The 25974-nt window shown below is 56.6% G+C and carries 26 protein-coding genes and 3 tRNA genes; 12 read left to right on the top strand and 17 right to left on the bottom strand.

Annotated elements, in window-relative coordinates; translation table 11 throughout:
• Positions 1–23: 23 nt before the first annotated feature.
• The 3 genes from ACR0EV_RS01500 (at position 24) to ACR0EV_RS01510 (ending at position 2998) form a co-directional block, all read left to right on the top strand.
• Entirely contained in the window at positions 24–545 is a 522-nt protein-coding gene (locus tag ACR0EV_RS01500; RefSeq protein WP_480798482.1) for a DUF2478 domain-containing protein, read from the top strand.
• Positions 546–632: 87 nt separating this feature from the next.
• On the top strand, positions 633–1880 hold the full coding sequence (locus tag ACR0EV_RS01505; protein WP_480798483.1) for a D-arabinono-1,4-lactone oxidase: 1248 nt from the start codon (positions 633–635) through the stop codon (positions 1878–1880).
• Positions 1877–2998 carry an alanine racemase gene (locus tag ACR0EV_RS01510; RefSeq protein ID WP_480798484.1) on the top strand — a complete coding sequence of 374 codons (1122 nt, stop codon included), beginning with the start codon at positions 1877–1879 and terminating at the stop codon, positions 2996–2998. Before ACR0EV_RS01505 ends, ACR0EV_RS01510 begins: the two co-directional genes overlap by 4 nt.
• A gap of 35 nt (positions 2999–3033) precedes the next feature.
• Here the strand turns inward: ACR0EV_RS01510 and ACR0EV_RS01515 are convergent.
• Positions 3034–3117 (bottom strand) — tRNA-Tyr (locus tag ACR0EV_RS01515).
• A gap of 116 nt (positions 3118–3233) precedes the next feature.
• Between ACR0EV_RS01515 and rlmB the strand changes: the two genes are divergently transcribed.
• The 4 genes from rlmB (at position 3234) to ACR0EV_RS01535 (ending at position 5525) form a co-directional block, all read left to right on the top strand.
• Entirely contained in the window at positions 3234–4004 is a 771-nt protein-coding gene (gene rlmB / locus ACR0EV_RS01520; RefSeq protein ID WP_480798485.1) for a 23S rRNA (guanosine(2251)-2'-O)-methyltransferase RlmB, read from the top strand.
• Positions 4005–4019: 15 nt separating this feature from the next.
• Entirely contained in the window at positions 4020–4301 is a 282-nt protein-coding gene (locus ACR0EV_RS01525) for a hypothetical protein (protein WP_480799000.1), read from the top strand.
• A 98-nt stretch (positions 4302–4399) separates the two neighbouring features.
• Complete coding sequence (locus tag ACR0EV_RS01530) at positions 4400–4858, top strand: YHS domain-containing (seleno)protein (protein WP_480798486.1); 459 nt, start codon at positions 4400–4402, stop codon at positions 4856–4858.
• Between the two features lie 196 nt (positions 4859–5054).
• Positions 5055–5525, top strand: a complete 471-nt coding sequence (locus ACR0EV_RS01535) for a CoA-binding protein (protein ID WP_480798487.1) — start codon at positions 5055–5057, stop codon at positions 5523–5525.
• Here the strand turns inward: ACR0EV_RS01535 and ACR0EV_RS01540 are convergent.
• The 4 genes from ACR0EV_RS01540 to ACR0EV_RS01555 form a co-directional block, all read right to left on the bottom strand.
• Positions 5522–6094, bottom strand: coding sequence for a hypothetical protein (locus ACR0EV_RS01540; protein ID WP_171092393.1), 573 nt, complete (start codon positions 6092–6094; stop codon positions 5522–5524). The two genes, ACR0EV_RS01535 and ACR0EV_RS01540, sit on opposite strands and share 4 nt — an antisense overlap.
• A gap of 69 nt (positions 6095–6163) precedes the next feature.
• Positions 6164–6481, bottom strand: a complete 318-nt coding sequence (locus ACR0EV_RS01545; RefSeq protein WP_480798488.1) for a phosphoribosyl-ATP diphosphatase — start codon at positions 6479–6481, stop codon at positions 6164–6166.
• Positions 6478–7239 (bottom strand): imidazole glycerol phosphate synthase subunit HisF, encoded by a 762-nt coding sequence (gene hisF, locus ACR0EV_RS01550; protein WP_171185026.1) that lies wholly within the window; start codon positions 7237–7239, stop codon positions 6478–6480. The genes ACR0EV_RS01545 and hisF overlap by 4 nt, the downstream gene beginning before the upstream one ends.
• 110 nt (positions 7240–7349) lie before the next feature.
• Complete coding sequence (locus tag ACR0EV_RS01555; protein ID WP_480798489.1) at positions 7350–9572, bottom strand: fused MFS/spermidine synthase; 2223 nt, start codon at positions 9570–9572, stop codon at positions 7350–7352.
• A gap of 225 nt (positions 9573–9797) precedes the next feature.
• Here ACR0EV_RS01555 and ACR0EV_RS01560 point away from each other — a divergent pair, with 225 nt between their 5' ends.
• Entirely contained in the window at positions 9798–10244 is a 447-nt protein-coding gene (locus ACR0EV_RS01560) for a DUF302 domain-containing protein (protein WP_480798490.1), read from the top strand.
• A gap of 1 nt (position 10245) precedes the next feature.
• Here ACR0EV_RS01560 and hisA read toward each other — a convergent pair whose 3' ends face one another.
• Entirely contained in the window at positions 10246–10965 is a 720-nt protein-coding gene (hisA, locus tag ACR0EV_RS01565) for a 1-(5-phosphoribosyl)-5-[(5-phosphoribosylamino)methylideneamino]imidazole-4-carboxamide isomerase (protein ID WP_480798491.1), read from the bottom strand.
• Between the two features lie 134 nt (positions 10966–11099).
• On the opposite strand from hisA, the gene ACR0EV_RS01570 reads away from it, so the two are divergent.
• Positions 11100–11501, top strand: a complete 402-nt coding sequence (locus ACR0EV_RS01570) for a DUF2147 domain-containing protein (RefSeq protein WP_480798492.1) — start codon at positions 11100–11102, stop codon at positions 11499–11501.
• Positions 11502–11504: 3 nt separating this feature from the next.
• On the opposite strand, the gene hisH is transcribed toward ACR0EV_RS01570, so the two are convergent.
• Positions 11505–12143 carry an imidazole glycerol phosphate synthase subunit HisH gene (gene hisH / locus ACR0EV_RS01575; RefSeq protein ID WP_480798493.1) on the bottom strand — a complete coding sequence of 213 codons (639 nt, stop codon included), beginning with the start codon at positions 12141–12143 and terminating at the stop codon, positions 11505–11507.
• The gene (gene hisB / locus ACR0EV_RS01580) at positions 12144–12731 is read right to left on the bottom strand and encodes an imidazoleglycerol-phosphate dehydratase HisB (RefSeq protein WP_480798494.1); all 588 of its coding nucleotides are present in this window, start codon (positions 12729–12731) and stop codon (positions 12144–12146) included.
• A gap of 154 nt (positions 12732–12885) precedes the next feature.
• On the opposite strand from hisB, the gene ACR0EV_RS01585 reads away from it, so the two are divergent.
• Positions 12886–13125: an Lrp/AsnC family transcriptional regulator gene (locus ACR0EV_RS01585; protein WP_170384414.1), complete on the top strand. Its 240-nt coding sequence runs from the start codon at positions 12886–12888 to the stop codon at positions 13123–13125.
• On the opposite strand, the gene ACR0EV_RS01590 is transcribed toward ACR0EV_RS01585, so the two are convergent.
• From ACR0EV_RS01590 to ACR0EV_RS01600, 3 genes are all read right to left on the bottom strand, one after another.
• On the bottom strand, positions 13122–13988 hold the full coding sequence (locus ACR0EV_RS01590; RefSeq protein ID WP_480798495.1) for a GNAT family N-acetyltransferase: 867 nt from the start codon (positions 13986–13988) through the stop codon (positions 13122–13124). The genes ACR0EV_RS01585 and ACR0EV_RS01590 overlap by 4 nt on opposite strands.
• An 81-nt stretch (positions 13989–14069) precedes the next feature.
• A tRNA-Gly gene (locus ACR0EV_RS01595) sits at positions 14070–14144 on the bottom strand.
• A 33-nt stretch (positions 14145–14177) separates the two neighbouring features.
• A tRNA-Gly gene (locus tag ACR0EV_RS01600) sits at positions 14178–14252 on the bottom strand.
• 148 nt (positions 14253–14400) lie between these two features.
• Between ACR0EV_RS01600 and ACR0EV_RS01605 the strand changes: the two genes are divergently transcribed.
• Positions 14401–14553 (top strand): hypothetical protein, encoded by a 153-nt coding sequence (locus tag ACR0EV_RS01605; protein ID WP_480798496.1) that lies wholly within the window; start codon positions 14401–14403, stop codon positions 14551–14553.
• A 12-nt stretch (positions 14554–14565) separates the two neighbouring features.
• Here ACR0EV_RS01605 and ACR0EV_RS01610 read toward each other — a convergent pair whose 3' ends face one another.
• The 4 genes from ACR0EV_RS01610 to ACR0EV_RS01625 form a co-directional block, all read right to left on the bottom strand.
• Positions 14566–14949 carry an MAPEG family protein gene (locus ACR0EV_RS01610; RefSeq protein ID WP_480798497.1) on the bottom strand — a complete coding sequence of 128 codons (384 nt, stop codon included), beginning with the start codon at positions 14947–14949 and terminating at the stop codon, positions 14566–14568.
• 78 nt (positions 14950–15027) lie between these two features.
• Complete coding sequence (locus ACR0EV_RS01615) at positions 15028–18465, bottom strand: pyruvate carboxylase (RefSeq protein WP_480798498.1); 3438 nt, start codon at positions 18463–18465, stop codon at positions 15028–15030.
• A 161-nt stretch (positions 18466–18626) separates the two neighbouring features.
• Entirely contained in the window at positions 18627–19748 is a 1122-nt protein-coding gene (locus ACR0EV_RS01620) for an alpha-hydroxy acid oxidase (protein ID WP_480798499.1), read from the bottom strand.
• 38 nt (positions 19749–19786) lie between these two features.
• Positions 19787–21562: a sensor domain-containing diguanylate cyclase gene (locus tag ACR0EV_RS01625; protein ID WP_480798500.1), complete on the bottom strand. Its 1776-nt coding sequence runs from the start codon at positions 21560–21562 to the stop codon at positions 19787–19789.
• A gap of 179 nt (positions 21563–21741) precedes the next feature.
• Here ACR0EV_RS01625 and ACR0EV_RS01630 point away from each other — a divergent pair, with 179 nt between their 5' ends.
• Positions 21742–24342 carry an ATP-dependent helicase gene (locus ACR0EV_RS01630; protein WP_480798501.1) on the top strand — a complete coding sequence of 867 codons (2601 nt, stop codon included), beginning with the start codon at positions 21742–21744 and terminating at the stop codon, positions 24340–24342.
• A 4-nt stretch (positions 24343–24346) separates the two neighbouring features.
• On the opposite strand, the gene ACR0EV_RS01635 is transcribed toward ACR0EV_RS01630, so the two are convergent.
• Positions 24347–24637 (bottom strand): DUF1330 domain-containing protein, encoded by a 291-nt coding sequence (locus ACR0EV_RS01635; protein ID WP_480798502.1) that lies wholly within the window; start codon positions 24635–24637, stop codon positions 24347–24349.
• A gap of 373 nt (positions 24638–25010) precedes the next feature.
• Positions 25011–25235 carry a DUF1127 domain-containing protein gene (locus tag ACR0EV_RS01640; RefSeq protein ID WP_480798503.1) on the bottom strand — a complete coding sequence of 75 codons (225 nt, stop codon included), beginning with the start codon at positions 25233–25235 and terminating at the stop codon, positions 25011–25013.
• Positions 25236–25974: the final 739 nt, after the last annotated feature.

Consider the following 25974-nt stretch of genomic DNA (forward strand, 5'->3'; position numbering starts at 1 on the left):
AAACGAAAAACAAGAGGTCCAAGATGCATCTGGCCTATGTCACCACCACTGATCGCGGCGCTACGGATCGCCTGTTAAGCGCTGTTGCAGAACACCTTTTGGCCTCTGGCGCGAAACTGGCGGGCGTTGTTCAAACCAACACCGAATGCGCAGACAGCAGCAAGTGCGACATGGATGTGCGCGTGCTGCCCGAAGGAGAGACCATCCGCATTTCGCAATCACTGGGAACCCAGTCGCGCGGTTGCCGTCTGGATCCGGCTGCTCTGGAGCAGGCGGTAGGCTATGTAACGTCGTCGCTGTCCGACGCACCTCAACTGTTGATCATCAACAAGTTCGGCAAGCACGAGGCCGATGGCCGCGGGTTTCGCCCGGTGATCGCTGATGCACTGGCGCAGGACATCCCGGTACTGGTCGGTGTGAACGGACTGAACAGTGAGAAGTTTCAGGACTTCACAGGTGGTGATGCGGAACAGCTGGACTCGGACCTGAACGCAATCGTCGCTTGGTTCGAACGCGTAAGCGCGCAGCAGGCCAACGCGGCCTAAACCAAGTCACGTCACGTAACACGCTGATTCCCTGCCTTGTTTCACTGACTTCGGGCTGCAATCCTCGGAACACGGAGGATGAGCTGAATGTGGTCAAACTGGGCAGGAAACGAAAACACGAATACCGCGGTCATGCGCCCGACAACACTGGATGCGTTGCAACGCGCTGTGATGTCGCCTCAGACCTTAAGGGTCGTTGGCGCTGGTCATTCCTTCACACCGATTGTGGCGGGGGCCGAGCGTATTCTAGACCTGTCGCAGCTTGAGGCCCCGACAATCGGTGCGGCTGAGGACGGGCAGGTTTGGGTGAACGCCAACGCGCGCTTGCGCGATCTGTCCCCAGCTTTGGCTGATAGGGGGCTGGCTTTTCGCAATCTTGGTGACATCAATACCCAATCGCTGGCTGGGGCGGTTTCGACTGCGACCCATGGCACGGGGCATGAGCTGCCCTGTCTTGCCGCAGAAATCACTGATGCGCGGTTTGTCGGAGCAAGCGGTGAGACACTAACCTCTTCAGATATTTCTTTGGACATGGCACAGGTCACGCTTGGGTTGCTGGGTGTCCTGACCGAAGCTCGCATCAATGTTGTGCCCAAGTACAATCTGCGCCGTCAGGTCACGCTGACCGATTTGCCTGAGTGTCTGGCGAACATGCACAAGAACTGGGCTGAGAACCGGAACTTCGAGTTTTTCTACATTCCTTTCACTGGCAAAGCCGTCGAACTACGCCATGCAGTGGTCGACGCGCCTGAAACCAAGGCCCCACGTGACCTGGATATGCTGGCGGTCAAGGTTCTGAAACTGGCCCGTAACGCCGGGCGGTTCAGCGGTGGTTTGCGTTTAGCCTTGCTCAGACTTTTGACGATGGCGCAATCCGACGAGGATTACGTAGGCGAAAGCTGGCGGGTTTTGTGCAGTGACCGCCATATCCGCTTTAAGGAGATGGAGTATCACTTGCCCACTGAGGTCGCCGGCGACGTTTTGGCTGAGGTGTTCCGTCGTCTCGAACGGGACCACAAGGATATCTATTTCCCCATTGAGGTACGACAGACCGCAGGCGACACTGCGTGCATTTCGCCGTTTCAAGGCGGCCCGCGTATCTCGGTCGCTATTCACACGGATGCGGATGAGGATCACAGTCGCTACTTCAACGCGCTGGAGCCGCTTTTTGTTGAGGCCGGAGGTCGCCCGCATTGGGGCAAGATGCACAGCCTGACATACCGGGAACTATCCGGCCTTTACCCCGATTTCGACCGCTTCTGCGCCTTGCGTGAGCAGCTTGATCCGCAGGGCAAGTTCCTCACGCCTGCCTTGGCGAAGCTGTTTCAGCCATGAACGACCCGTATGTCGCCAGTCTGTCGCAATCTCTGCGAAACTACGGTGTGGATCATCCGGTCATCGCAATTGACCTGAACCGGCTCGAGTCCAATTGCGCGAAGGCGATGGCCAGTGTTGATGCTGGGCTTGAGAAACGCTTGGTTGCTAAATCTTTGCCCTGCTTACCGCTTTTGGATCAAATCCGGGGTCTGATCCCAACTTCGGGGCTTATGACGTTCTCAGAGCCAATGTTGACCACTTTGCTGCAAGCTGAAGGCGGCACCGATCACCTGATCGGCAAGCCTTTGCCCGTCAGTTCAGCAGCGCGAGCGCTTCAGGCATACCCCGACGCTGCAGATCGTGTGCAGTGGCTGATCGACACCCCAGAACGCTTGCAGGAGTATCTGACGCTCGCGGATCAGACCGGCTTGTCTTTGCGGTTGTCGCTTGAATTGGACATTGGCTTGCATCGCGGTGGTCTGAGCGTGGATCAGGTTTCCAGTGTGGCAAAAACGATTGCCGCACACCCATTGGCGCGGTTGAGCGGCGTAATGGGGTATGAGGCGCATCTGGCAAAACTGCCTTCTGTTCTCAGGCCCCGAGCCGAGCGGCGCTGTGCCGAGATCTATCGTCTGGCCGTTGCAGCTTTGCCAGAAAATGGGGCCGGGTTGTGTTTGAACACTGGTGGCAGTCTGACTTTTCAAACCTATGCCTCATCCGGTTCCGCAACAGAGGTTGCCTTTGGTTCGGTTCTGGTCAAGCCTTCGGATTTCGACCACAGCTCGACAAAGGCATTTCAGGCTGCAGCATTCATTGCGACGCCGATACTCAAGACCATGCCCAGCAATGCTTTGCCCGGGTTGGAGTTTCTGCCGCGACGCAAAACGGACGTTGCTGTTTTCGGGGGGCATTACCTTGCACAGCCGATCTACCCTGGGGGTTTTTCCTATTCCTCAATCTTTGGTCGATCCAGCAATCAGGAGGTCTGGACAGGCCCGGCGTCAAGTATTGTACAACCCGGCGATATTGCCTTGCTGCGCCCGACACAAAGCGAGGCGGTGTTGAACCAATTTGGCAAGGTTTTAGCTTTGCGGGATGGTGCGGTTGTACAGGAATGGGAAACCCTGCCGAATTAACAGCAGGTTGCATTGAATCACACATCTTTGGAAGATGGTGGGCGACCCTGGAATCGAACCAGGCGTGCGTCTCCGCGAGGGAGTTACAGTCCCCTGCCACACCTTGCGGCCTGTCGCCCACTGTCAGGCGTTGCACCTGACGTGGAGGCGTGATTACTAGCGCACCAAAGGAGCGTCAACAGGAAAATTCCGCTTTGGCGCAGGAAACCGAATTCCCGGCCCGGAGGCCCACAAAATGAAGAAACCCAAATGGGTCGTCGAAAAGGAACAGGCGCGCAAAGCGGCCGCCGCGGAAACTGTCTGGCTGTTTGGCTTGCACGCGGTGCGGGATGCTTTGATGAACCCAAATCGTCAGAAATTGCGCCTGATCGTGACACGTAATGCGCGTGACAAGTTGTCGGAAGCGATTGATTTTGCTGGGATCGAGGCCGAGATGGTTGACCCGCGCAAGTTTTCCGCACCCATCGATGCGGGGTCAGTCCATCAGGGGGCCGCGCTTGAGGTCAAGCCCTTGGACTGGGGCGGTCTGGCTGAAAACTGTATCGGTCGGGAAAACCCGCGCGTCATCCTGCTGGATCGCGTAACCGATCCGCATAACGTTGGGGCGATTCTGCGTTCGGCCGAAGTTCTGGGGGCGAGCGCTGTGATTGGTACGCGCCATCACTCTGCACCTGAAACGGGCGCGCTGGCCAAAACCGCCAGCGGTGCACTTGAACGTCAACCTTATCTGCGGGTACGCAATCTTGCGGACGCGATCATCGAGCTTCAGGGCATGGGCTTTCTGGTTCTAGGACTGGATGGCGAATCCGAAGTGACGATCGAAGGTGCGCTGAGCGAAGGACGTGATCGCCCAGTGGCCCTTGTGCTTGGCGCGGAAGGCCCAGGCTTGCGGCAAAAAACCAAAGAGACCGTGGATCAGTTGGTGAAAATTGACGCAGCAGGTGGGTTTGGGTCGCTGAACGTCTCAAATGCGGCGGCAATCGCCTTATATGCATCTCGTCCCTGATCGAAGGAGAGCGTCATTTCCGGCCCATCCAAAATCGCCACCTGCTGTTATTGCGGGACCCGTGCGGCTCTGGTTCTGAAAGGAAAAGAGCGGCACGAGCTTAGTTGTTCAAGCTGCGGGGCGCCGTTGCATGATTTGAAGATGCTGCCAAAGCGCAAGGCTGGGAAGACCAAACCGGCGCGACCTGCGGTGTCTCATATGGTGCCTCCAAAGGCGAAACGCAAAAAGAAGAAAAAGAGCATGTTCTCGCGCGTGTTCGACGAAGCTTGGGATGTGATTGAGGATATTTTCGACTGATCTTCCTCGCGTTGAAACTCGATCACATCCTTGTCAACAGGGCTTCCGTTGCCCGTGAAAACTTGCATCTTGATACTCTCAAGAACGCAGATTCTGACATGACGATGCTGATCCGACGTACCATCCTTGGCGCGCTAAGCGCGCTTTTCCTCACTTCTGTCGCGTTTGCGCAGGATAAACCTGTCTATTTCGCCACCGAAGGTGTGGCCTTGGCGGGGTATGATCCTGTGACCTATTTCGAAGGCGCGACGCCTGTGATGGGTGCCCCGGAAAACGCGGTTATGTGGAAGGGGGCAGAATGGCACTTTTCGTCTGCCGAAAACCGCGAGCGTTTTGAAAGCAACCCGCGCGCCTTTGCTCCGCAGTTTGGTGGGTATTGTTCTTACGCGATGGCCAACGGCGTTCTGAAAAGCACCGATCCCAACGCATGGCAGGTTGTTGATGGCCGACTGTACCTGACGCATTCACCTCAGATCGAAGTGATGTGGCGGAAGGACAGGGCGGAGTACATTGAAATGGCAGAAGAAAACTGGCCGGTGATCTTGTATCAGAAATAGGCGAGAATCAGCTAATTGTGAAAAGTCATCACAAAAATGCGCGCCCCCTCTTTTTTTTACCCAACTCATGCCTAAATGTCACAGTGACCGCGGAACGGAACTGCCGCGGGTCATTTCACTGTCCCTCGTTCCAACAACTGGCGCCCAAGCTTTCTTGGGCGCTTTTTTCTTTTGGGAACGATGCTAAGGATAGGGCATGCCAGACTATTCCGATCAGCACCTGAAGACCATTCTGCAACGGACCAAGACGGTTGCCGTTGTCGGCGTGTCAATGAACCCTGTGCGGCCCAGCTTTTACGTGGCGCGCTATCTGTCGCTGAAAGGGTTCGATGTGATCCCCGTCAATCCGGGACACGCGGGCAAGGAACTGTTTGGCCAGACGGTGCGTGGAAGTTTGTCAGAGATATCCGGGCCAGTAGACATGGTCGACATTTTCCGGCGGTCCGAAGCTGTGCCGCCTATCGTTGAAGAAGCATTGGCAACCTTCCCTTCCCTCAGCACGATCTGGATGCAAATCGGTGTCGAACACCCCGAAGCAGCCGCCCTCGCCGAAGCCCGCGGTGTGGAGGTGGTGATGAACCGCTGTCCCAAGATCGAATATCAGCGCCTGTTTGGCGAACTGCGTATGGGCGGGTTTTCGACCGGGATTATCTCGTCCAAGCTTTAGGGCGTTGTCGGCTGATAGGGTTTCAACCTAGCCACCTGTTCCTGCCGCCGTTTCTCTAGCACCACGTCGCGCGGCACCCACTCGTATCGGGTGTCCTCGACTAGTGGAGACCAGAACAAAACTCCACCATAGCGCCACGGATCCAGCACAACACCGTCATAAAGCGATTCCCCCTTGCGGCTGATGATTGCCGTGCTGTGGTCGATCCTAAACGGATTGTCGGCATTGGCGATCGCGCGGTGCATCTCCAACGTTTGAAAGTTTTCCTGTTTCAGGCGGCGCTCAATGTCTTCGGCCCAGTGCCAGCATAAGCCGCGCGGGCGTAGACCCTTGTTGACTTTTGTATTGTGGATCAAGGGTGGGTCGGTGATCTGGTATTCATCAACAAGTTGCGCGGTGTAGGCATAAGCGACTTGCGCCGCGCGTTGGGCTTCGTCGGGATCTACATCGGGCCCCAAGCTTTGGATTTGAGTTGCCAGCCGTTGAACCTCGTCCCCGGTCGAGGGTGGTGGCGCAGAGCAGGCCGCAGCAATGGCAAGCGTTGCTACAAGCATCAAAACTCGGATCATGTCGCGCCCTCGGCCTGCCAATCTGACGCCCGAGTATAGCCTCCCAAACAGCGCCTTGGAACCCGTACGCTACCCTTTGGGGCGGGATGCCTTTTCGGCTATACCGCTGATGCCCTGTCGGCGTGCCAGTTCGTCCAGAACGTCATCCAGCGCAACGTCCCGCGCAGCCAGCATGACCAGAAGGTGATACAGAACATCAGCCGCCTCAGAGGTCAGCTTGGCTTTGTCATCCTTGACGGCCTCGATGATCGCCTCAACGGCTTCTTCGCCAAACTTCTCGGCACACTTCTCGGGACCTTTGGCCAGCAGCTTGGCTGTCCAGCTGGAGTCCGGGTCTGCCCCTTTGCGGGCCTCAATCGTGACGGCCAGATCGTGCAGGATGCTCATGTCAGCCTCATGGGAATGCCCGCAGCGGCCATGTGTTCCTTGGCCTCGCGGATGGTGTATTCGCCGAAATGGAAGATCGAAGCAGCCAGTACGGCGCTTGCACCGCCTTTGGTGACACCTTCGACCAGATGGTCCAGATTACCGACGCCGCCGCTGGCGATCACCGGCACATTCACCGCGTCGGAAATGGCGCGGGTCAGGGGCAGGTTGAAGCCTGCCTTGGTGCCGTCACGATCCATCGAGGTCAAAAGGATTTCCCCGGCCCCTTTGGCAACAACTGTTTTGGCAAATTCGACCGCATCAATACCGGTGGGCTTGCGTCCGCCATGGGTGAAAATCTCCCACTTGCCGGGGCTGACGGTCTTGGCGTCGATGGCGCAAACGATGCATTGGCTGCCAAACTGGTCCGCCGATTCCGCGATCACATCAGGGTTGGCGACGGCAGCCGAGTTGAAACTGACCTTGTCCGCCCCCGCCAGCAACAGAGCACGCACATCATCCTTGGTGCGCACGCCTCCGCCCACGGTCAGCGGCACAAAGCATTGCTCGGCCGTGCGTTGCACCACATCAAACATCGTGCCGCGGTTTTCGTGTGTTGCGTGGATGTCCAGAAAGCAGATTTCGTCCGCCCCAGCGGCATCATATGCCTTGGCAGATTCCACGGGGTCGCCTGCATCGCGCAGGCCAACGAAGTTCACGCCTTTGACCACGCGGCCGTCAGCAACATCAAGACAGGGGATGATCCGGGTTTTCAGCATCAGGGCGTCCTTTGTTGCCGGACCTTTACCGGCAAAGCGCCGGTGATGCCACAGACGTTTTGACGCCTATGGCCCGGATTGCACGGGCCACGGGCGTATGAAGAACCGCTTTAGCTGTCCCCTTCCTTCAGAAGCTTAAGCGCCGAGAGCAGGTTGGCCTTGTCGTCGGTCCAGGGTTGCGCGCCGTCGGTCTCGACGATTTGCCAGTTCCCACCCTGCACGAAGCCGTCAATCCGCGCCGAGTCGGGGCTCAGGATTACAACACTGCTGGTGGCGGCCCCGGTTTCAACCTGTTCTTCTCCCACGGCCAGCCGCTGATGCGCAGCGGTCAGGTTCAGGCTGTCGGCAATGCGAGCCAATGGCGGAACCAGGTCGTAGAAGCGGTTGGTGATGTGGAACACCAGAACTCCGTCTTCGGTCAGGCGACGCGTATACATCTCGACCGCCTCTTGCGTGATCAAGTGCAGAGGGATGGCGTCTGAGCTGTAGGCATCCAGAACAAGGATATCGAAGGCAAACGGCATTTGTTCCAGCACGATCCGGGCGTCACCCAGATGTGTTTCTGAATCGGGTGTGCATTCAGACAGGTAGGTGAACAGGGACGGATCGCGCGCAATTTTATCGACAGTTGCGTCAATCTCGAAGAAATCCCAATTTTGGCCGGGTTGGCGGTAGCAGGCCAGCGCACCTGTGCCCAGCCCCACAATGCCGATGCTGTCAGATTGTTTGCCAAACTCAGAAGTGATCACCTGCGCCATCGGGCCTTCGGGGTGATAGTAAGACAGCGGCGTTGGCCGTGTGTCGTATTCGGATTCGCGCTGCCAGCCATGCACCGTGGTGCCGTTTTTGTAAACGCGGTAGCCGGCGCTGGAATAGACCGAATGCACGCCAAAGAAGCTGCGATCTTCGAAAACCGGATCATTTTTGACTGCGAACGCTGGCAACAAAACAATGGCAAGTACAACCGGGATGCGCAGAGCTTGAGCCCGGAATAGATACAGGACTGTAAAGATCAGCACGAATAGCGCGCCTGCGCGGGGAATGTCATCGCTCAGGGCCGCAACGTTGCGAGTTGCACCTGCAATGACGAGGATGAATACGCTGGCTGCGACGCCAATGATGACATGGCGCAACGCAAAAACCGGTGCTCGGACAAGGAATAATCCCCCTGCCAGAATCATGGTGATTGGCGCTTCAAGCTCTCGGGTGAAAGCAAGTGGAGCGACAATCGAGTTGAACAATCCGCCGATCGCACCGCCCACGGAAAGGGCGATGTAGAACACCGTCAATTGCTCGGCTGACGGGCGCATATCATAGAGCAAGCGGTGTGCGAAGAGTGCGACGATGAACAATACAGGGACATAGAGCAGGATGACCACAGGTGCGTCATGTTCGCTGACCACCTTGGACACCAGCACGACGCCAACAGCCAGTGCAGCGAGCATTGGCAGGTTCAACGCATCCAAGGTCAAGTGTTTCCATTTGGCGAAGGCGATGACGAAGGACAAGATGTAAACCGCCAACGGAACAACCCAGATCAGTGGAAGCGCGCCAAGATCCGTGCTGACACGTGTCGTGAAGGACAACATCAAAGACGAGGGGATGAAGGCAACAAACACCCAGACTGCGATCTGTTTCAGAGCTGGAAAACTGGTTTTGAGCGTGGCGTGCATTGAAGCCTCGGCTTGTCGAGACCCTTGCAATGCGATCACCCCGCTACCGAGTAATAGTGCCCCAAACAGAACGAATCCGATCAACCAGCCAAAACTGATTTCACTTGCTCCAAAGAACGGATCAGCGACCAGAGGGAAGGCCAGTAAGGCCAGCAAAGACCCAACATTGCTGGCGCTGTACAGGAAATATGGATCATCTGCCGAAGGCCCGCCCGATTTGGCGTACCACGCCTGCAGCAACGGCGCGTTTGCAGACAGAACCGCAAATGGCACGCCGACGCCCATGGCAAACAAACCGAGCGTTTGCAACGCGGTCGAAGTCGAGGCGTCGTAGCTCCAGCTATCGCTGGTGGACAGCGGCAGGAAGGTTAGCGCTGCGACCCAAAAGGCGAAATGTGTAATGATCTGCCAGCGCAGGGGCAGGTATTTGGTTAAAAGGTGCGCATAGACGTAGCCAAGAATCAGAACAATCTGAAAAAACAGCATCGCAGTTGTCCAAACTGCCGGAGCGCCTCCGATCTTGGGTAGGACCAGTTTGGCAAACAGGGGCTGCACAAAGAACAATAAGCTCGCGCTTGTAAATATCGCCGCACAGAACACCGCAACAGTTGCGGTTTTGAACCGGGATGTGTTTGGAACATCAATGCTGAAAAAACTCACGCGCGCCACCTGAATTGGATCGTTTGAGGCGCAAGTTAGGAGCGAATTCCGGCTGAATTGGGGCTTGAGTGGGTGAAATGTTGGGCTTTCGGGCGGATTGTCTTCGAATTTGATGGTAAAATTGCGGTTCAAAATCCGGCAAAGCTTTGCCGATGCCAGACTTGTGATTGTGAGAATTCTGAAACTTGCGACAATTGGGGTGAATTTCACAAAAGGAAATCCGATATGCGAACACTGATACTTGCTTCAATTCTCTCGTTCGGAGGCGCGCTGTCCGCAATGGCTGATGACATCATCAAAGTACAAACAGATAAATCCGTCGCTGAGGCGTTGGATGCGCTGGAAGCGGCGGTCGGCAATGCCGGTGCCACTGTGTTCGCTCGCATTGACCACGCAGCTGGTGCGGAAAAGGTCGGTACGCCCATTCCCGCCAATCAGGTGTTGATTTTCGGCAATCCAGCATTGGGCACGCCCGCGATGCAGATCGACCCACGCGCCGGTTTGTTCCTGCCGCTTAAGGTTCAGGCGTATGAGGATGCCAACGGTCAGGTTTGGCTGGCATATGAAGACCCCAAAGAAACGATGGATGAACTGGATGAGGTTGAAAAGTCACCCGTCATCGAAAAGATGCGCGGTGCGCTGGCCAAACTGACCACTGCCGCCGCGCAGTAATTCAGTTCAGGGCGCGAATGGCCTCGGCCAGGTCAATCGCGCCATCATACAGCGCGCGACCCGAGATTGCTCCGTTCAGTTCGACACCACAGTCACGCAGGGCAATCAGATCTTCAAGAGAGCTGACGCCGCCCGAGGCGATGACCGGGATAGACACGGCCTCAGCCAGCGCTGCCGTGGCCTCGACATTTGGACCCTGCATCGCGCCGTCGCGGTTGATGTCGGTATAGATGATTGCAGCGACGCCTGCGTCCTCGAAACTACGGGCGAGATCAGTGACTTGCACATCAGTCTCCTCGGCCCAACCTTTGGTTGCCACCATCCCGTTGCGAGCATCGATGCCTACCGCGACCTTGCCTGGAAAGGCTTTGGCGGCATCGCGCACAAGATCTGGGTTTTCGACCGCTACCGTCCCCAGAATCACGCGGGCCAGACCTTTGTCGATCCAGGTTTCGATGGTGGCCATGTCTCGGATACCACCGCCCAACTGAGCAGGCACGTCGCAAGCTTTGAGAATCGCCTCAACCGGGGCTGCGTTAACCGGTTCACCCGCAAAAGCACCATTTAAGTCCACCAAATGCAGCCACTCACATCCGGCTTCGACAAAGGCACGGGCTTGTGCGGCGGGGTCTTCGTTGAACACAGTGGCCTTGTCCATTTCACCGCGCAGCAAGCGCACGGCGTTGCCGTCTTTGAGGTCGATGGCTGGGTAGAGGATCATTTCGGGCGGCCCTATATTTGTGTTACACGCGCGGGATATCGCACAGGCAGGGCAGGGGATGCAACGCGACGCTGGGTCATTCTTGCCCGTCGGTCCTTGGCGGGTCAGACTGCCCTCAATACAGGGAGAAAATCATGAAGAAATTTACTTTCGCAGCGGGCTTGTCGCTTCTTGCGACCAGCGCTTTGGCAGCAGATCCTGTCGACGGTTTGTGGAAAACCGCGCCGGGTGACACAGGCGGCTATTTGCACGTTTCAATTTCTGAATGCGGCAGCGCGATTTGCGGCACCATCGACAGCGCATTTGACGCGGATGGCAACCAGCAACTGGAATATGAAAACCTGGGCAAACAGATCATCTGGGACATGGTCCCCGAAGGTGGTGGTGCCTATGACAATGGCAAGATCTGGGCCCCGGACCGCGACAAGACTTACAATTCGAAAATGTCGCTGGACGGCCAGAACAAGCTGACCGTCAAGGGGTGCGTGGCTGGTGGTTTGATCTGTCGGGGTCAAACCTGGACGCGGGTTCAGTAATCCTCAGGGGGTCCAGGTCAGGAAATTGGCCAGCATACGCAGACCAACATCCTGACTTTTCTCGGGGTGGAACTGCATCCCAACCATCGTGTCGCGGCCAATCACGGCCGTGACCTCTTGCCCATAATCAACGTAGGCCAGCCGCTGCGCCGGATCGTTCACACGAAAATGGTAGGAGTGGACGAAATAGGTGTGATCACCGGATTTCACTCCGTTGAACACTGGGTGATCGCTTTCCAGAACCAGATTGTTCCAGCCCATATGGGGGACTTTCAGGGCTGCATCCGAAGGCTCGATTCGGACAACATCGCCTGCAACCCAGCCCAAACCATTGGTTTCGCTGTATTCATGGCCCTTGGTAGCCATCAGCTGCATCCCAACGCAAATTCCCAGAAACGGACGACCTTTCTGTTCAACCGCCTCGACCATCGCGTCATAGATGCCCTTGTGCCCACGCAGTTCAGCTGCACAGGCGGGAAAGGCTCCATCTCCGGGCAAAACCAAACGGTCTGCCCGGGCGACAACATCGGCGTCCGAGGTCACAACAACCTCACCGGCATCGACCTCTTGCGCCATGCGCTGAAAGGCTTTTTCTGCCGAGTGAAGATTGCCGCTTTCGTAGTCGATAATGGCAGTCAGCATTTATAGCGCGCCTTTGGTCGACGGAATTGTATCCGCCTTGCGGGGGTCTGTTTCGACCGCATCGCGCAGCGCACGCGCGACAGCTTTGAAAGCCGCTTCGGCAATGTGGTGACTGTTAAAGCCGTGCAATTGATCGATGTGCAGGGTAATGCCGCCATGTGTGCTGAGCGCCTGAAAGAACTCGCGCACAAGCTCTGTGTCGAACGTGCCGATTTTCTGCGTCGGCAGGTCTACATTCCAGATCAGGAACGGACGTCCCGATAGATCCAGCGCGCAGCGCACCTGCGCGTCGTCCATGGGCAGATGGCATTCACCGTAACGGCGGATGCCTTTTTTGTCGCCCAAAGCCTGCGTCAACGCCTGACCCAGCGCGATGCCGGTATCTTCGACCGTGTGGTGGTCGTCGATGTGATAATCGCCCTTGGCGCTGATCGTCATGTCGATCAGCGAATGGCGCGCCAGCTGGTCCAGCATATGGTCAAAGAAGCCAACACCGGTCTGGTTGTCATAGGTGCCGGTGCCATCCAGATTGACCTGAACCGTGATCTCGGTCTCGGCGGTCTTGCGGCTGATCGAAGCGCTGCGCATGGGCGAATTCCTTTTGCTACAGGCGCGCTTATAAACGGGGTTGGGTCGCCTTATCCAGACCGTAGGTTGCATTCAGTCCAAACTGTTGCAGGGGATTGCGCCCGGCTTTGCCCCGTGTCAGCTTGCAAGCAACACGAACCGATGGGGTCACACCATGTCCACCTGCGTTTTCATCCAGATCCGCTGCAAACCCGGCACCACTTACAAGGTGGCCGAGGAAATCGCCCTGCGCGAAATTCATTCCGAGCTTTATTCCACCAGCGGCGAATACGACCTGCTTCTGAAGCTCTACATCCCGGAATCTGAGGATGTCGGCCATTTCATCAACGAACATCTGCTGGTGATTCCCAATATTGAACGATCGCTGACCACCATGACGTTCAAGGCGTTTTAGCCCAACTCAAACGTCGTCACGCCAAAAACACGGTCAAGGTCGATATCCGGCTGGTGACTGGAATACATCCTGGCCGTTTCGAACACTTTGCCCAAGCCAAGTTCATCGGCCAAAGCAAAGGCTTGAGTGTTCGGCTGTGGCATGTCCACAAAAACCTCATGCTCGTTGTGGTCTTCGGGAATCGTGGTCAGCAGAGCTGCTAACAAAGCCCTTGCAATATCGGCATTATCCGCAAATAGCGGACCAACCTTGTACCCGGTGAGGCAAGGTCGCAGCGTCGCGTAGCCTCGGATTCTGCCATTGTCGGAATAGACCTTCGATGCGTGATTGTATGCACTGAGCCAGCTTGCAAGGAACAGATCACGTGGAGCGGGAAACATGTCGCGGTCATAGGCTTTCAATTCGTCTGACGCGCTGCTGAGGTCCGCGATGCGATCATTCGAAGACGTATCCAGCTTCGCCAATATCTGCCTTTTCGTACCGAAAAAGCGGTAGTTGTTGTAAGCGAAAGTAAAGCCGGACTTGCGATAATTGTCCTGCTGCTCGACAACGCCATCCAGACCCATGTTGCGACCGCTGCAATGAGCAAGCGCGTGCTGCGCGATCTCAAGCCCATGACCATGATGCCGGAACTCGGGTTTAACGATGTAAAAGCCCAGAAACGCGAAATCGGCGTTGTAATTTACCGCCGAGACCGAAGAAATCATCTCGCCTTCCAAAAAACCGCCCAGAAACCCGTCCGGGTCTGTTGGGCGAAAGCACTCCGCGTCGTGTACGCCGGGGTTCCATCCCTCGCGCCCGGCCCAATCCACGGCGTGCTGGACTTCGGCGGCGGTGAGGGGGCGAATGGTGTAATCAGACATAAGGTAATCCTGCATTGCGTAATGCGATCAGAATGACGCACCGCGGGGCAAAGAACCAGCATGTTGAGAGAGTTTTGTATCTGGAGCGGGCGAGGCGATTCGAACGCCCGACCCTAACCTTGGCAAGGTTATGCTCTACCCCTGAGCTACGCCCGCATCAGATACATATGTGGCCCGAAGACCTCTCAATGGAGCGGGCGAGGCGATTCGAACGCCCGACCCTAACCTTGGCAAGGTTATGCTCTACCCCTGAGCTACGCCCGCGCCGTTGAGTGAGGAGGGATGTATAAATTCCCACGCGGCGCTGCAAGCGGAAAAACACAAAAAAGCGGAAAAATCTTTCGACGGAAATTCGATCCTGAAGCGTTCTATTTTCAGAGCATCACAAAACAAGAGGGGCTAAGTGAACGAAATGGCGAATACAGCGGACCTGAAAATGGCGGTGTTGGCGGTTTTGATCGTGCTGACAACGGTGATCTGCACGCAGGACGAAAACAGGGTGGCAGAGATAGAGCCGGTACTGATTCAAGCCCCGGTGGTCGAAACGCGAATTTTGGCCAGTTAATCCCGGAAGTGGTCAGAGCGCCAAAACCAGGTTCGCAATGGCTGCGATCACTATCGAAGTGAATGTCAGCCCCATTCCGATCTGTCGTAGGATGATGATTTGCGGGGTTCTGCCAAACCCGTAAGCGTGCAACAGACGTCCAGCCAGCAACGTCAGGCCCAGCAGATGCACAAGCCAGCCACCCGCGCCCTGCAACTCAACCATCGCAATCAGCAAAAGGCCGATGGGCGCGTATTCGGCGCAATTGGAATGCGTCCTTATCGCCTTGATCATCATTTTGCTGCCTCCATCCCCGACCGAGATTTTATCGCTGCGACGCTGCAGAATCACTTTGACGCTGAGCGTCACATAAAGAATTGCGATCAGGGCCGCATAGATCGGAGTGATTGAAAGCAAGGTGTGTCTCCTTTCCATGAAGGAATAAGGCCGCCCGGTTCCCCGCGCGGCCCTTGTAAGCTTAGAATGCTAAACCGGTTATTCCAGTTCGACCAGCAGGTCCTTGGCGTCAATCTGGCCGCCGGGCTGGATGTGAACGGCTTTGACCGTTGCATCACGCTCGGCGTGAATGCCGGTTTCCATCTTCATCGCTTCGATGGTCAGCAGCATGTCGCCTTCTTTGACCTGTTGGCCAGCGGTCACGGCGACGGTGGCCACAACACCAGGCATCGGGGCCCCGACATGGTTGGGGTTGCCGACTTCGGCTTTGGGCCGGGCTTGTGTGCTTGAAGCAACCATCCGGTTCGGAACCCGGATCACACGCGGTTGACCGTTCAGTTCAAAGAACACGCGGACTTCGCCGTTTTCATCGGTTTCGCCAATCGCCTGACAGCGGATTTCCAGCGTTTTGCCCGGGTCGATCTCGGCCGTGATCTCTTCGCCCGGCTCCATGCCGTAGAAGAACGTGCGTGTTGGCAGAGTACGGACCGGGCCATAGATCCGGTGGCGACCCATGTAGTCCAGGAACACCTTGGGATACATCAGGTAGCCGTTCAGATCTTCGTCATCGACGTCTTTGCCTTCCAATTGCTTGGACAGTTCGGCACGCGTGGCTTCCAGATCGACCGCAGGCACGTCCTTGCCGGGGCGCTGGGTGTTGGGGGCTTCGTCCTTCAGAACCTTCTTGATGATCGTGTCAGGGAATCCGCCCGGAGGCTGACCCAGATTGCCACGCATCATGTCCACGACCGAGTCGGGGAAGGCCACGTCAGTCGACGGGCTTTCCACATCGTCGCGCGTCAGGCCCTGGCTGACCATCATCAGCGCCATGTCGCCGACAACCTTAGAAGACGGTGTCACTTTCACGATGTCACCGAACATCTGGTTCACGTCTGCATACATCTGGGCGACCTCGTGCCAACGCTCTTCCAAACCCAAGCTGCGCGCCTGCGCCTTGAGGTTGGTGAACTGACCGCCGGGCATCTCGTGCAGATACACTTCGGACGCCGGGGCCTGCAGGCTGGATTCAAACGCCGCATACTGTCCGCGAACCGCTTCGAAATAATCGCTGATCTCACGGATTGCCTTGATGTCCAAGCCGGTGTCACGGTCGGTGTGGCGCAGGGCCTCAACAACAGTGCCCAGGGTTGCCTGCGAGGTGTTGCCCGAGAAGCTGTCCATCGCGCAGTCCACGGCATCTACACCCGCCTCGGACGCGGCCAGAATGGTCGCGCTGGCGATACCCGCCGTGTCGTGCGTGTGGAAGTGGATCGGCAGACCAACCTCTTCTTTCAGCGCGCGGATCAGGATTTTGGCCGAGGCCGGTTTCAAAAGACCCGCCATATCTTTTAGGCCAAGGATATGCGCGCCTGCATCGCGCAACTCTTTCGCCATTCCGACATAGTACTTCAGGTCATATTTGGCGCGATCCGGGTCCAGAATATCACCGGTGTAACAGACTGTGCCTTCGCAGATCTTGCCGTTTTCAACGACCGCATCCATCGCGACACGCATGTTTTCAACCCAGTTCAATGAGTCAAATACACGGAACACGTCGATGTTCTGCGACGCCTGACGCACGAACTCCTGCACCACGTTGTCGGGGTAGTTGGTGTAGCCGACCCCGTTTGCCCCACGCAGCAGCATCTGGGTCATCAGGTTCGGCATCGCCTCGCGCAGGTCGCGCAATCGCTGCCACGGGCATTCCTGCAAGAAGCGATAGGCGACGTCAAACGTTGCACCGCCCCAGCATTCGACCGAGAACAGCTGCGGCAGGTTGGCCGCATAGGTCGGAGCCACTTTGATCATGTCGATCGAGCGCATCCGGGTTGCCAGCAGAGACTGGTGCCCGTCGCGCATGGTGGTATCGGTGATCAGCAGTTGACGCTGCGCCTTCATCCAGTCGGCCACAGCCTGCGGGCCCTTCTGTTCCAGCAGGTTGCGCGTGCCCATCTGCGGCTCGGCCTTCTGTGCCGGGGGTTTGGCCTCTTTCAGGTCGGCGCGCGGCTCGGGGCGATCCTTGGTCTCGGGGTGCCCGTTCACCGTAATATCCGCGATATAGGTCAGAACCTTGGTGCCCCGGTCGCGGCGGCGTTTGAACGCAAACAGGTCCGGCGTCGTGTCGATAAACTTGGTGGTGTATTCATTCGACAGGAAAGTTGGGTGTTTCAGCAGGTTGATGACAAAGTCGATATTTGTGCTGACGCCGCGAATACGGAATTCGCGCAGGGCGCGGTCCATCCGGTGAATCGCCTTGTCCGGTGTTGGGGCCCAGGCTGTCACTTTGGTCAGCAGTGAATCATAGTACCGGGTGATCACGCCGCCTGCATATGCCGTACCGCCATCCAAACGAATGCCCATGCCGGTGGCCGAGCGATAGGCGGTGATCCGGCCATAGTCGGGGATAAAGTTGTTCTGAGGGTCTTCGGTCGTAATCCGGGTCTGCAGTGCATGACCGTTCAGGTGTACATCCGCCTGGCTTGCAGCGCCGGTGGCTTCGGCCAGAGTCTTGCCTTCGGCAATCAGGATCTGCGCCTGTACGATGTCGATACCGGTGACTTCCTCGGTGACGGTGTGTTCCACCTGCACGCGCGGGTTCACTTCGATGAAGTAGAACTTGCCGGTTTCCATATCCATCAGGAACTCGACCGTGCCCGCGCATTCATAGTTCACATGGGCGCAGATTTTGCGGCCCAGTTCGCAGATTTCCGCACGTTGCTCTTCCGACAGATACGGAGCAGGCGCGCGCTCGACGACCTTCTGGTTTCGACGTTGGACAGAACAGTCTCGTTCATAGAGGTGATAGATCTCACCATGCTTGTCGCCCAAAATCTGAACCTCGACGTGGCGGGCGCGGGTGACCATCTTTTCCAGATAACCCTCGCCATTGCCAAAGGCGGCCTCGGCTTCGCGACGACCTTCCAGCACCTTTTCTTCCAGCTCGTCTTCCGACTGAATCGGGCGCATACCCCGACCGCCACCGCCCCAGCTGGCCTTGAGCATCAGCGGATAGCCGATCTCGGCAGCTTCTTTGCGGATGGCGTCCATGTCATCACCCAGAACCTCGGTCGCCGGAATCACAGGAACATCTGCCGCAATAGCAACACGCCGTGCGCTGGCTTTGTCGCCCAAGGCGCGCATGGTTTCCGCTTTGGGGCCGATGAAGGTGATACCGTTTTGAACACAAGCATCCACGAAGTCGGGGTTTTCCGACAGCAGGCCGTAACCAGGGTGGATCGCGTCAGCGCCACATTGCTTTGCCACGCGGATGATCTCGTCAATCGACAAATAGGCTGCGACCGGACCCATGCCCTCGCCGATCTGATAAGCCTCGTCCGCCTTGAAGCGGTGTAATCCCAGCTTATCTTCCGCAGCGTAGACGGCAACGGTGCGTTTGCCCATCTCGTTCGCTGCGCGCATAACGCGGATGGCAATCTCGCCGCGGTTGGCGATCAGGATCTTGTTGAAGTCTGTCATAGTAGGTCCCGGTCTTTTTGTGTTTGGGCGTCTTATTGGGCAAACAATACGCGCAGGTATATCCGTTCTTCTGGGTAGAACCGGCATGTTACCGCTCGCAAACGCCCTTTGGTCGCTGCAGCCTTATAGTCATGCCGCGCTGCAGCATCAAATGTTTAGCGTTATCTCTCGATTTGAGGCAGATCTGCCAAGCCCATCTGCCCCATATTTGCGTGCAGATCCTGTTGTAGAATGTCGATGACATGGGCAGGGCCACGTGCGCCAAGTGCTGCTAAACCATACAAAAAGGCGCGCCCCAGCATGACAAAGTCCGCCCCAAGGGATAACGCGCGTAGAACGTCCAGCCCGCCTTCGATGCCACTGTCAATGATCAGGGGAAGATGGGTGGCGGTTCTGATGGCTGGAAGAACCTCTATGCTGGCGGGCGCTGCATCAAACTGCCGCCCCCCGTGATTCGAGACCCAAAGCGCGTCCACCCCGACCTGTTCCAGACTGTGTGTATCTTCAGGCCGAAGGATGCCTTTTATCAACAAAGGACCATCCCAATGGTCGCGCAGCCACGAGACATACTCCAAATCCGGTGAGGTCCTGAGCAAGTATCCGACATGCGCCGTCGGCGGCAGGTTGCCCGGATTTTCGATGTATTTTTCCAGTGTACGCATGCGCGGCGCGCCACTGCGCAGCATTCCCATCGCCCAGGCAGGGCGCATCACGATCTGTGCAAGCAAGCGCGGCGTCAGTTTTGGCGGCTGTCTTAAACCCGAGCGTGTTTGCCTTTCCCTGCGCGATGCAACGGGAACATCTACCGTCAGGACAAGCGTTCGAAAACCGGCGGCGCGTACACGGTCCAGCATATCCTTACGAATGTCCGGATCCCGTGGCGGATACAGTTGAAACCACGCGTCTGGCCCAAGGTACGGGGCAAGATCCTCGGGGCTCTGACTGGCGACGGTCGACAGGGTAAAGGGAATTCCCGCCTTTGCGGCAGCCTGCGCCAACAAACGCTCTGCATTGGGCCAGACCAGTCCGGACATCCCGATAGGTGCAATGCCGAAGGGCAAAGAACAGGTGCGGTTCAGAATCGCCTTTGACGTATCAAACTCCAATTCTCCGTGCAGGATCGATGGCGTCAGCCGGACGTCATCCAGCGCCTTTCGGTTGCGCAAAAGGGCCGTTTCCGCACCTGTTCCGCTTTCCACATATTCCCATACGAAATGCGGCAAACGGCGGCGCGCGCGGCGTTTCAGGTCCGGAATGCTCGGAAAGGTGCTGTGCAAGTCCATGCGGATTGATCCGACCCGCTGTGCGATTCGGCAAGGGGCTAGGCCGCAACTGAACCTTTCGGATCTCTTTCGGCATCGGATCGTTCGGGCTTATTGTGCATCCCACCAGCAACTTGAACCTGGTTGCGCCCTTGGTCCTTGGCGACGTAAAGCGCATCATCTGCTGCGCGCATAAGGTCCTGCGGCATGGTTCCGTGTTTCGGGTAATGTGCAACGCCGACCGAGATTGTGATCCGCGGCAATGCCTTTTCTCCGTAGCGGACCGCGACTGCTTCGATCGCCTGACGCAATTGTTCGGCACGGGTCATGGCGTCTTCGGGGGTGTTGTCTGGTAGGATCAGCATGAACTCTTCGCCGCCGATACGGCAGGCAACTTCGTCCCGATCGCAACCCTGTTCCAATGCGGCCCCAACCGCACGCAGGACCATGTCCCCGGCGTCATGTCCATGCGTGTCGTTGAATTTTTTGAAGTGATCCACGTCAACCGCAATCAAGCTCAGCGCGGAACCCGTCTGTTGACTGCGGCTTATGGATTTCCGAAGCGTATCGGTCATGTGACGGCGGTTGAACAGGCCGGTCAGCGGGTCGCGCACCGATTGGTCATGTAACTGATCGCGCATGCGGACATTGGCGATTGCCATGCTGATCTGTTCGGCGCAAAGCTGTGCCAGTTTGCGGCTTTTGTGGAAGCAAGCCTCGCGCCCTTCAAGCGCACGCAGATGCAGCAGGCCAACGGTTTCCCCGTGGGCCAGAATGGGAAAGCAGAAATAGGGCCGGCCGTCATGCGGTTCTGCGTGTTCGCAGACAAAGTCGATCTCGGATGCGCCAAATTCATAGGTTCGCCCCCTTCGCAGACCCCAGCACCCTTCGGGGTGAATATGCGCCTTATGTGTGCCACCATTCCAACTGGCGCAGCCATCCAGCACATCCCGCGAGTTGGAATAGACATAAACACTGCCCTCGGCCTCGGGCAGTATGTGGGTCATGAAGCGCGATACCATGTCGAATAGCTCATCCAGCGATCGGCTGGACTGTAGCCATTCGTTCAACTCGCCCAATAAACGCACCTCGCGTGCGAGGCGGAGTTGATCATCCATCAATGCGCGCTCTTTCTGCGCGCGCAGTTCTAATACGCCCAATTGCTTACGGTTGGTGCGATGAATCACAAGGCTCACGGTGCTCAGCGCGAGCAAAACCACTGTGCTGACGACGATCAAAGAAAGCCGCACGCGGCTGATAAACAGGTTTCTTACGTCTGTGATGTCAGAATAGAATTCGATTGCCCCAAGAAATCGGCCATTCTGAACCACGGGCGCATAGATTTCAGCAACGTGGCGGGTATTGGTGTCAAAACCCTCTAGCTGGTGGGTATCCAGCGAGTCGACCTCGGCAATCGGTTTTTCAGCGTGTTTGTAGAACAAGTTACCCATCGCGACGACGTCAGCGAAGTAAGGTTTTGTGTTTACGGTTCCAACATCAGTCTCGCGCGTAGACCAGAACACGTGACCGGACGCGTCGAACAGCTTGAACCTATAGATGTCAGAGGTTTCAGGCAGCAAAGCCAGAAAGGCTAGGTCATGCTGACTTAGGATATGCCGTTCAAAACTCACCTGCAGATCATACAGCTGGCTTTCAACTTGGCGCCCCATTTGAACGGCACGATGGCGTAAATCGGATTCCAGCATATGATCGACGACCGGACCAGGGATGGCATAGATTCCCCAACCGGCCAGCGCTGTAAGCGCAAGCAGCATTGTCGTTATTATGAAGGTCTTTAGCCTTGTGCTGATGCCTGCCGTCCCAGCCCCGTCCATGTCCACACTCTCCCACATTGGTGAGGACAGGATGTGCGGAGGGTTTTGACAGAGCGTTAACTCAGCCCGGAACACACCAAAGCAAATGTTAAAGATTTATGCGAACAGAGGCAAAAAGCCTGTGAACAAGCCGTGAACAAACTCTTTCCCTTCAGGCTTATCCGGCGTAGTTTGGGCCCATGAGCAGTTTTGACGAAATGGACGCCTTTGAAGGCGCATCGCTGTCGGCGCGGGCCATGGCCGTGCGCCCTTCGCCATATCTGGATGAGCTGAACCCGGCGCAACGGGAGGCGGTCGAACATCTGGATGGCCCGGTTCTGATGCTGGCCGGAGCAGGGACGGGTAAAACCAAGGCTCTTACGGCCCGTATCGCGCATCTACTCAACACGGCGAGGGCCCGCCCGAATGAGATTCTTTCGGTGACGTTTACCAACAAAGCCGCGCGCGAGATGAAAGAGCGGGTCGGTCGCCTGCTGGGCCAGCCTGCCGAAGGGATGCCGTGGCTGGGCACGTTCCACTCGATCTGTGTCAAGCTGTTGCGCCGTCACGCGGAATTGGTCGATCTGAAATCGAACTTCACGATTCTGGACAGCGATGACCAAAAACGACTGCTGAAACAGCTTACTCAGGCGGCGAACATAGATGACAAGCGTTGGCCTGCGCGGTTGCTGGCCAGTATTATCGACGATTGGAAAAACCGTGCGTTGACACCGGATAAAGTGCCCGCCGCAGACGCGGGGGCGTACAACAACAAGGGTATTGAGCTTTATGCACAGTACCAGGCGCGCCTGCGAGAGTTGAATGCGGTAGATTTCGGCGACCTGCTACTGCATATGGTCACGATCTTCCAAGCCCATCCGGACGTTTTGGAACAATACCAGCGCTGGTTCCGCTACATTCTGGTGGACGAGTATCAGGACACCAACATTGCCCAATACCTTTGGCTGCGTCTGCTGGCCGGAGGACACAAGAATATATGTTGTGTGGGGGACGACGATCAGTCGATTTACGGCTGGCGCGGGGCCGAAGTGGGCAACATCCTGCGGTTCGAAAAGGATTTCCCGGGCGCTTATGTGGTGCGGTTGGAGCAGAACTACCGCTCGACCCCACATATTCTGGCGGCAGCCTCGAACGTCATTAGGGGCAACGAAAACCGACTGGGCAAGGAGTTGTGGACGGCTGAGGAAGACGGGCACAAAGTTCGTCTGATCGGTCACTGGGATGGCGAAGAAGAAGCGCGCTGGATTGGGGAAGAGATTGATGCGCTACAAAGCGGACAATCTAGGTTGGGTCAAGGGCGCAATAACCCTCGATCTAAGACTGTTCAGCAAGAGATCGAACGCAGAATTAAGAACGAACTTCCCATCTGGGAGGAAGATACGCCACTTGACGTATTGCTGAGCGACGAGCGGTTTTATAGGGACATAAAAACTCGTAAGTGGCTCCTAAAAGAACTTGGTCTTGAAGCGAAATACTCCAACTTTGCTCCATTTTTTGAGCGGTTCTATTTAGATGAAATCGCAATTCTGGTCCGTGCCTCGCACCAGATGCGTGCGTTTGAGGATCGTTTCCTGACCATCGGTCTGCCCTACAAGGTGATCGGCGGCCCGCGATTCTATGAACGGATGGAGATTCGCGATGCCATGGCCTATTTCCGGCTGGTGATCAGCCCCGAAGACGATCTGGCCTTTGAGCGTATTGTGAACACGCCAAAACGCGGCCTTGGCGACAAGGCGCAGCAGACCATTCAGATGACCGCACGTGAAAACGGTGTTTCTTTGGTGGATGGTGCCCGGATCGCCGTCGATAACGGGCTGATCAAGGGGAAGGGTGGCAAAGCCCTGCGCGAGTTGATTGATGGGCTGGCGCGGTGGAACGCAATGACGCGTGGCCCGCGGATCGAGGTCGACGACGACTCGGTGATTGATGACGGATCACCCTTGCGGTTCGGCGCGCCCGAACACTCGCATATCGAACTGGCCCAGATCATCCTCGACGAATCCGGCTATACGGCCCATTGGCAGAACGACAAGACCCCCGAAGCGCCGGGGCGTTTGGAAAACCTTAAGGAACTGGTCAATCAACTGGACAACTTCGAGAACTTGCAAGGGTTTTTGGAGCATGTCAGCCTTGTCATGGACAACGAACAAGACAGCGACGGGGCCAAGGTTTCGATCATGACCCTGCACGCCGCCAAGGGGCTCGAATTCCCGGTTGTCTTCCTGCCAGGGTGGGAGGACGGGTTATTCCCTTCGCAACGGTCGATGGATGAATCCGGCCTCAAGGGGCTCGAGGAAGAACGGCGTCTAGCCTATGTTGGCATCACCCGCGCCGAAGAGGTCTGTACGATTTCATTCGCCGCCAATCGGCGGGTGTTTGGGCAATGGCAGAACTCCATGCCTTCGCGTTTCATCGACGAATTGCCGGAAGAGCATGTCGAGGTGCTGACGCCTCCGGGTCTGTATGGCGGTGGGCAACAGACAGCGGGAATCGAAACCCGTGCGGCCGAAGCCAATGTCTATAACTCACCGGGCTGGAAGCGGATGCAGGCGCGGCAGGGGCAATATGGCATGTCACAACCCCGCGAAAGTCGGAACACGGTGATCGACGCCACCGCCCTGGCCAGTTTCACTCTGGGTGAGCGCGTGTTTCACCAGAAATTCGGCTATGGCGCGGTCATCGGTATCGAGGGCGACAAGGTCGAGGTCGATTTCGATAAGGCGGGCACTAAGAAGTTGGTGTCACGATTCCTGACCAATAAGGATGACGTCCCGTTCTAAGGCATCATAATCCTTCGACAAGAACCAGATTGGTCGAGGCCGTGGCCTGTCGGATCGTTGCCAGTGCGATGTAGTCTGGGTCATCTTTCCAGGCTTTTGCCGCGGCAAGGTCTGGAAACTCCATCAGCACAATTCCACCGTCCGGCCAATCGCCTTCGATCCGTTCGACCGGTTTGGAAGAAACGGTGAGCAAACGGCCGCCGTGACGATCAAAGATTGGCATGAACCCCGCCAGATAGTCTTGATACCCGTCCGGGTCGCGTATGTCGATTTGCGCGATGAAATAGGCAGCCATGGCGTCCTCCGGATCAGAAATCAGGATGCCATCCTACACCTGCGCCCGAAAAAACAAAAAACGGCGGTTCCCAGGGAGGAGGAAGGGGAACCGCCGTCTTGTCAACATCAGAGCAGGGAGGAGGAGAGCCCTGATGTATACGAACCCGGGTTTGAGCCCGGTATGGGTAAGACGCGGCGACGTCAGGGAGGAGGACGACGTCGCCGCGCGCTTTCAACATCAAGGCAGGGAGGAGGAGAGCCTCGATGTATCAGGTTCCGGCATCCTTAGGCCGGTATAAGGTGCGGCAACGTCAGGGAGGAGGAGAGACGTTGCCGCTGATTACAGACCCTAAGGGAGGAGTAAGGGCCTGATCTCGGTATCTGTGGCGCGCTCAACGCGCGGTGTGGTCTTCTGCCGCCTGCATTGCAACCCGGCGGATCATCGAGCGGTGCAGGCCCAAATCGGCCAGTTCGCGGTTCGACAGGGCGGACAGTTCGTTTACCGTCTGGCGGTACATGCGATAGCGTGCAAAGCGGGTCTTGGCGTTTTCTACCAGTGCGTTCAGTCCGAACGCCGGTGCGCTCTTGGGTGCGGTTTGTGTGCTTGCGACTGCCATTTTCATCATCCGTCTATCATGCGTTACCGATATCAGTCGGTCCGTGCTTGAGACTGAAGATAGGCAAATGCTGCGATTGCACAATGGGTCACGTCATCAATGCTGCTATGCAGCAAATGCATAGATTGGTTCGCTTTTTTCCCAACGACGATATGCGCCTTTAAAATATAGGTTTTACCTAAGGGCATCTTGAGTGCCCCAAAAAACACATCGATGTGAACTGCCTTGGAATTGAGCGCATTCGACGAGAATTTGTGCGACCTGAAACGCTGATGGTGGATCTTGGATGTGCGGAATATGCCGCGAAATGACCGTTTGGAAGGCTTGTAGACGTCTTGCCGATTCTGACCATTCGGGTTGAAAGCAGTGCGAAGTACGGCATCCAAAGTACTCAAGTGGCTACATATGGGAATTCGTGGGCGATGCTGGTGTTGGCGGGGAAAGGCCGATAGCTTTGCCCCCTTTTTCTGGTCGATTCTGGTATTCGACTGCTTCCTGCAGGCCGAAAAATCCAGTCTGAACGAGAAAATACAAATTTTTTCGGGAAAACGCGGGAATTTTTTCCCGACAACTTCTTTCTATATGTAGGGAAAGCCGGATCGAGTTGCGCTATCAGTGGTGTATTGATGTCAAAAACTCGACGATTTAGTATATACATCACGTGCCCCAAGCGCCACGATCGAAAAAATTCCTGTTGATTTCCATGAATTCCCATGGCATCCCTTATGCATCCGATGAG

The organism is Ruegeria sp. CF8 (assembly GCF_056537285.1).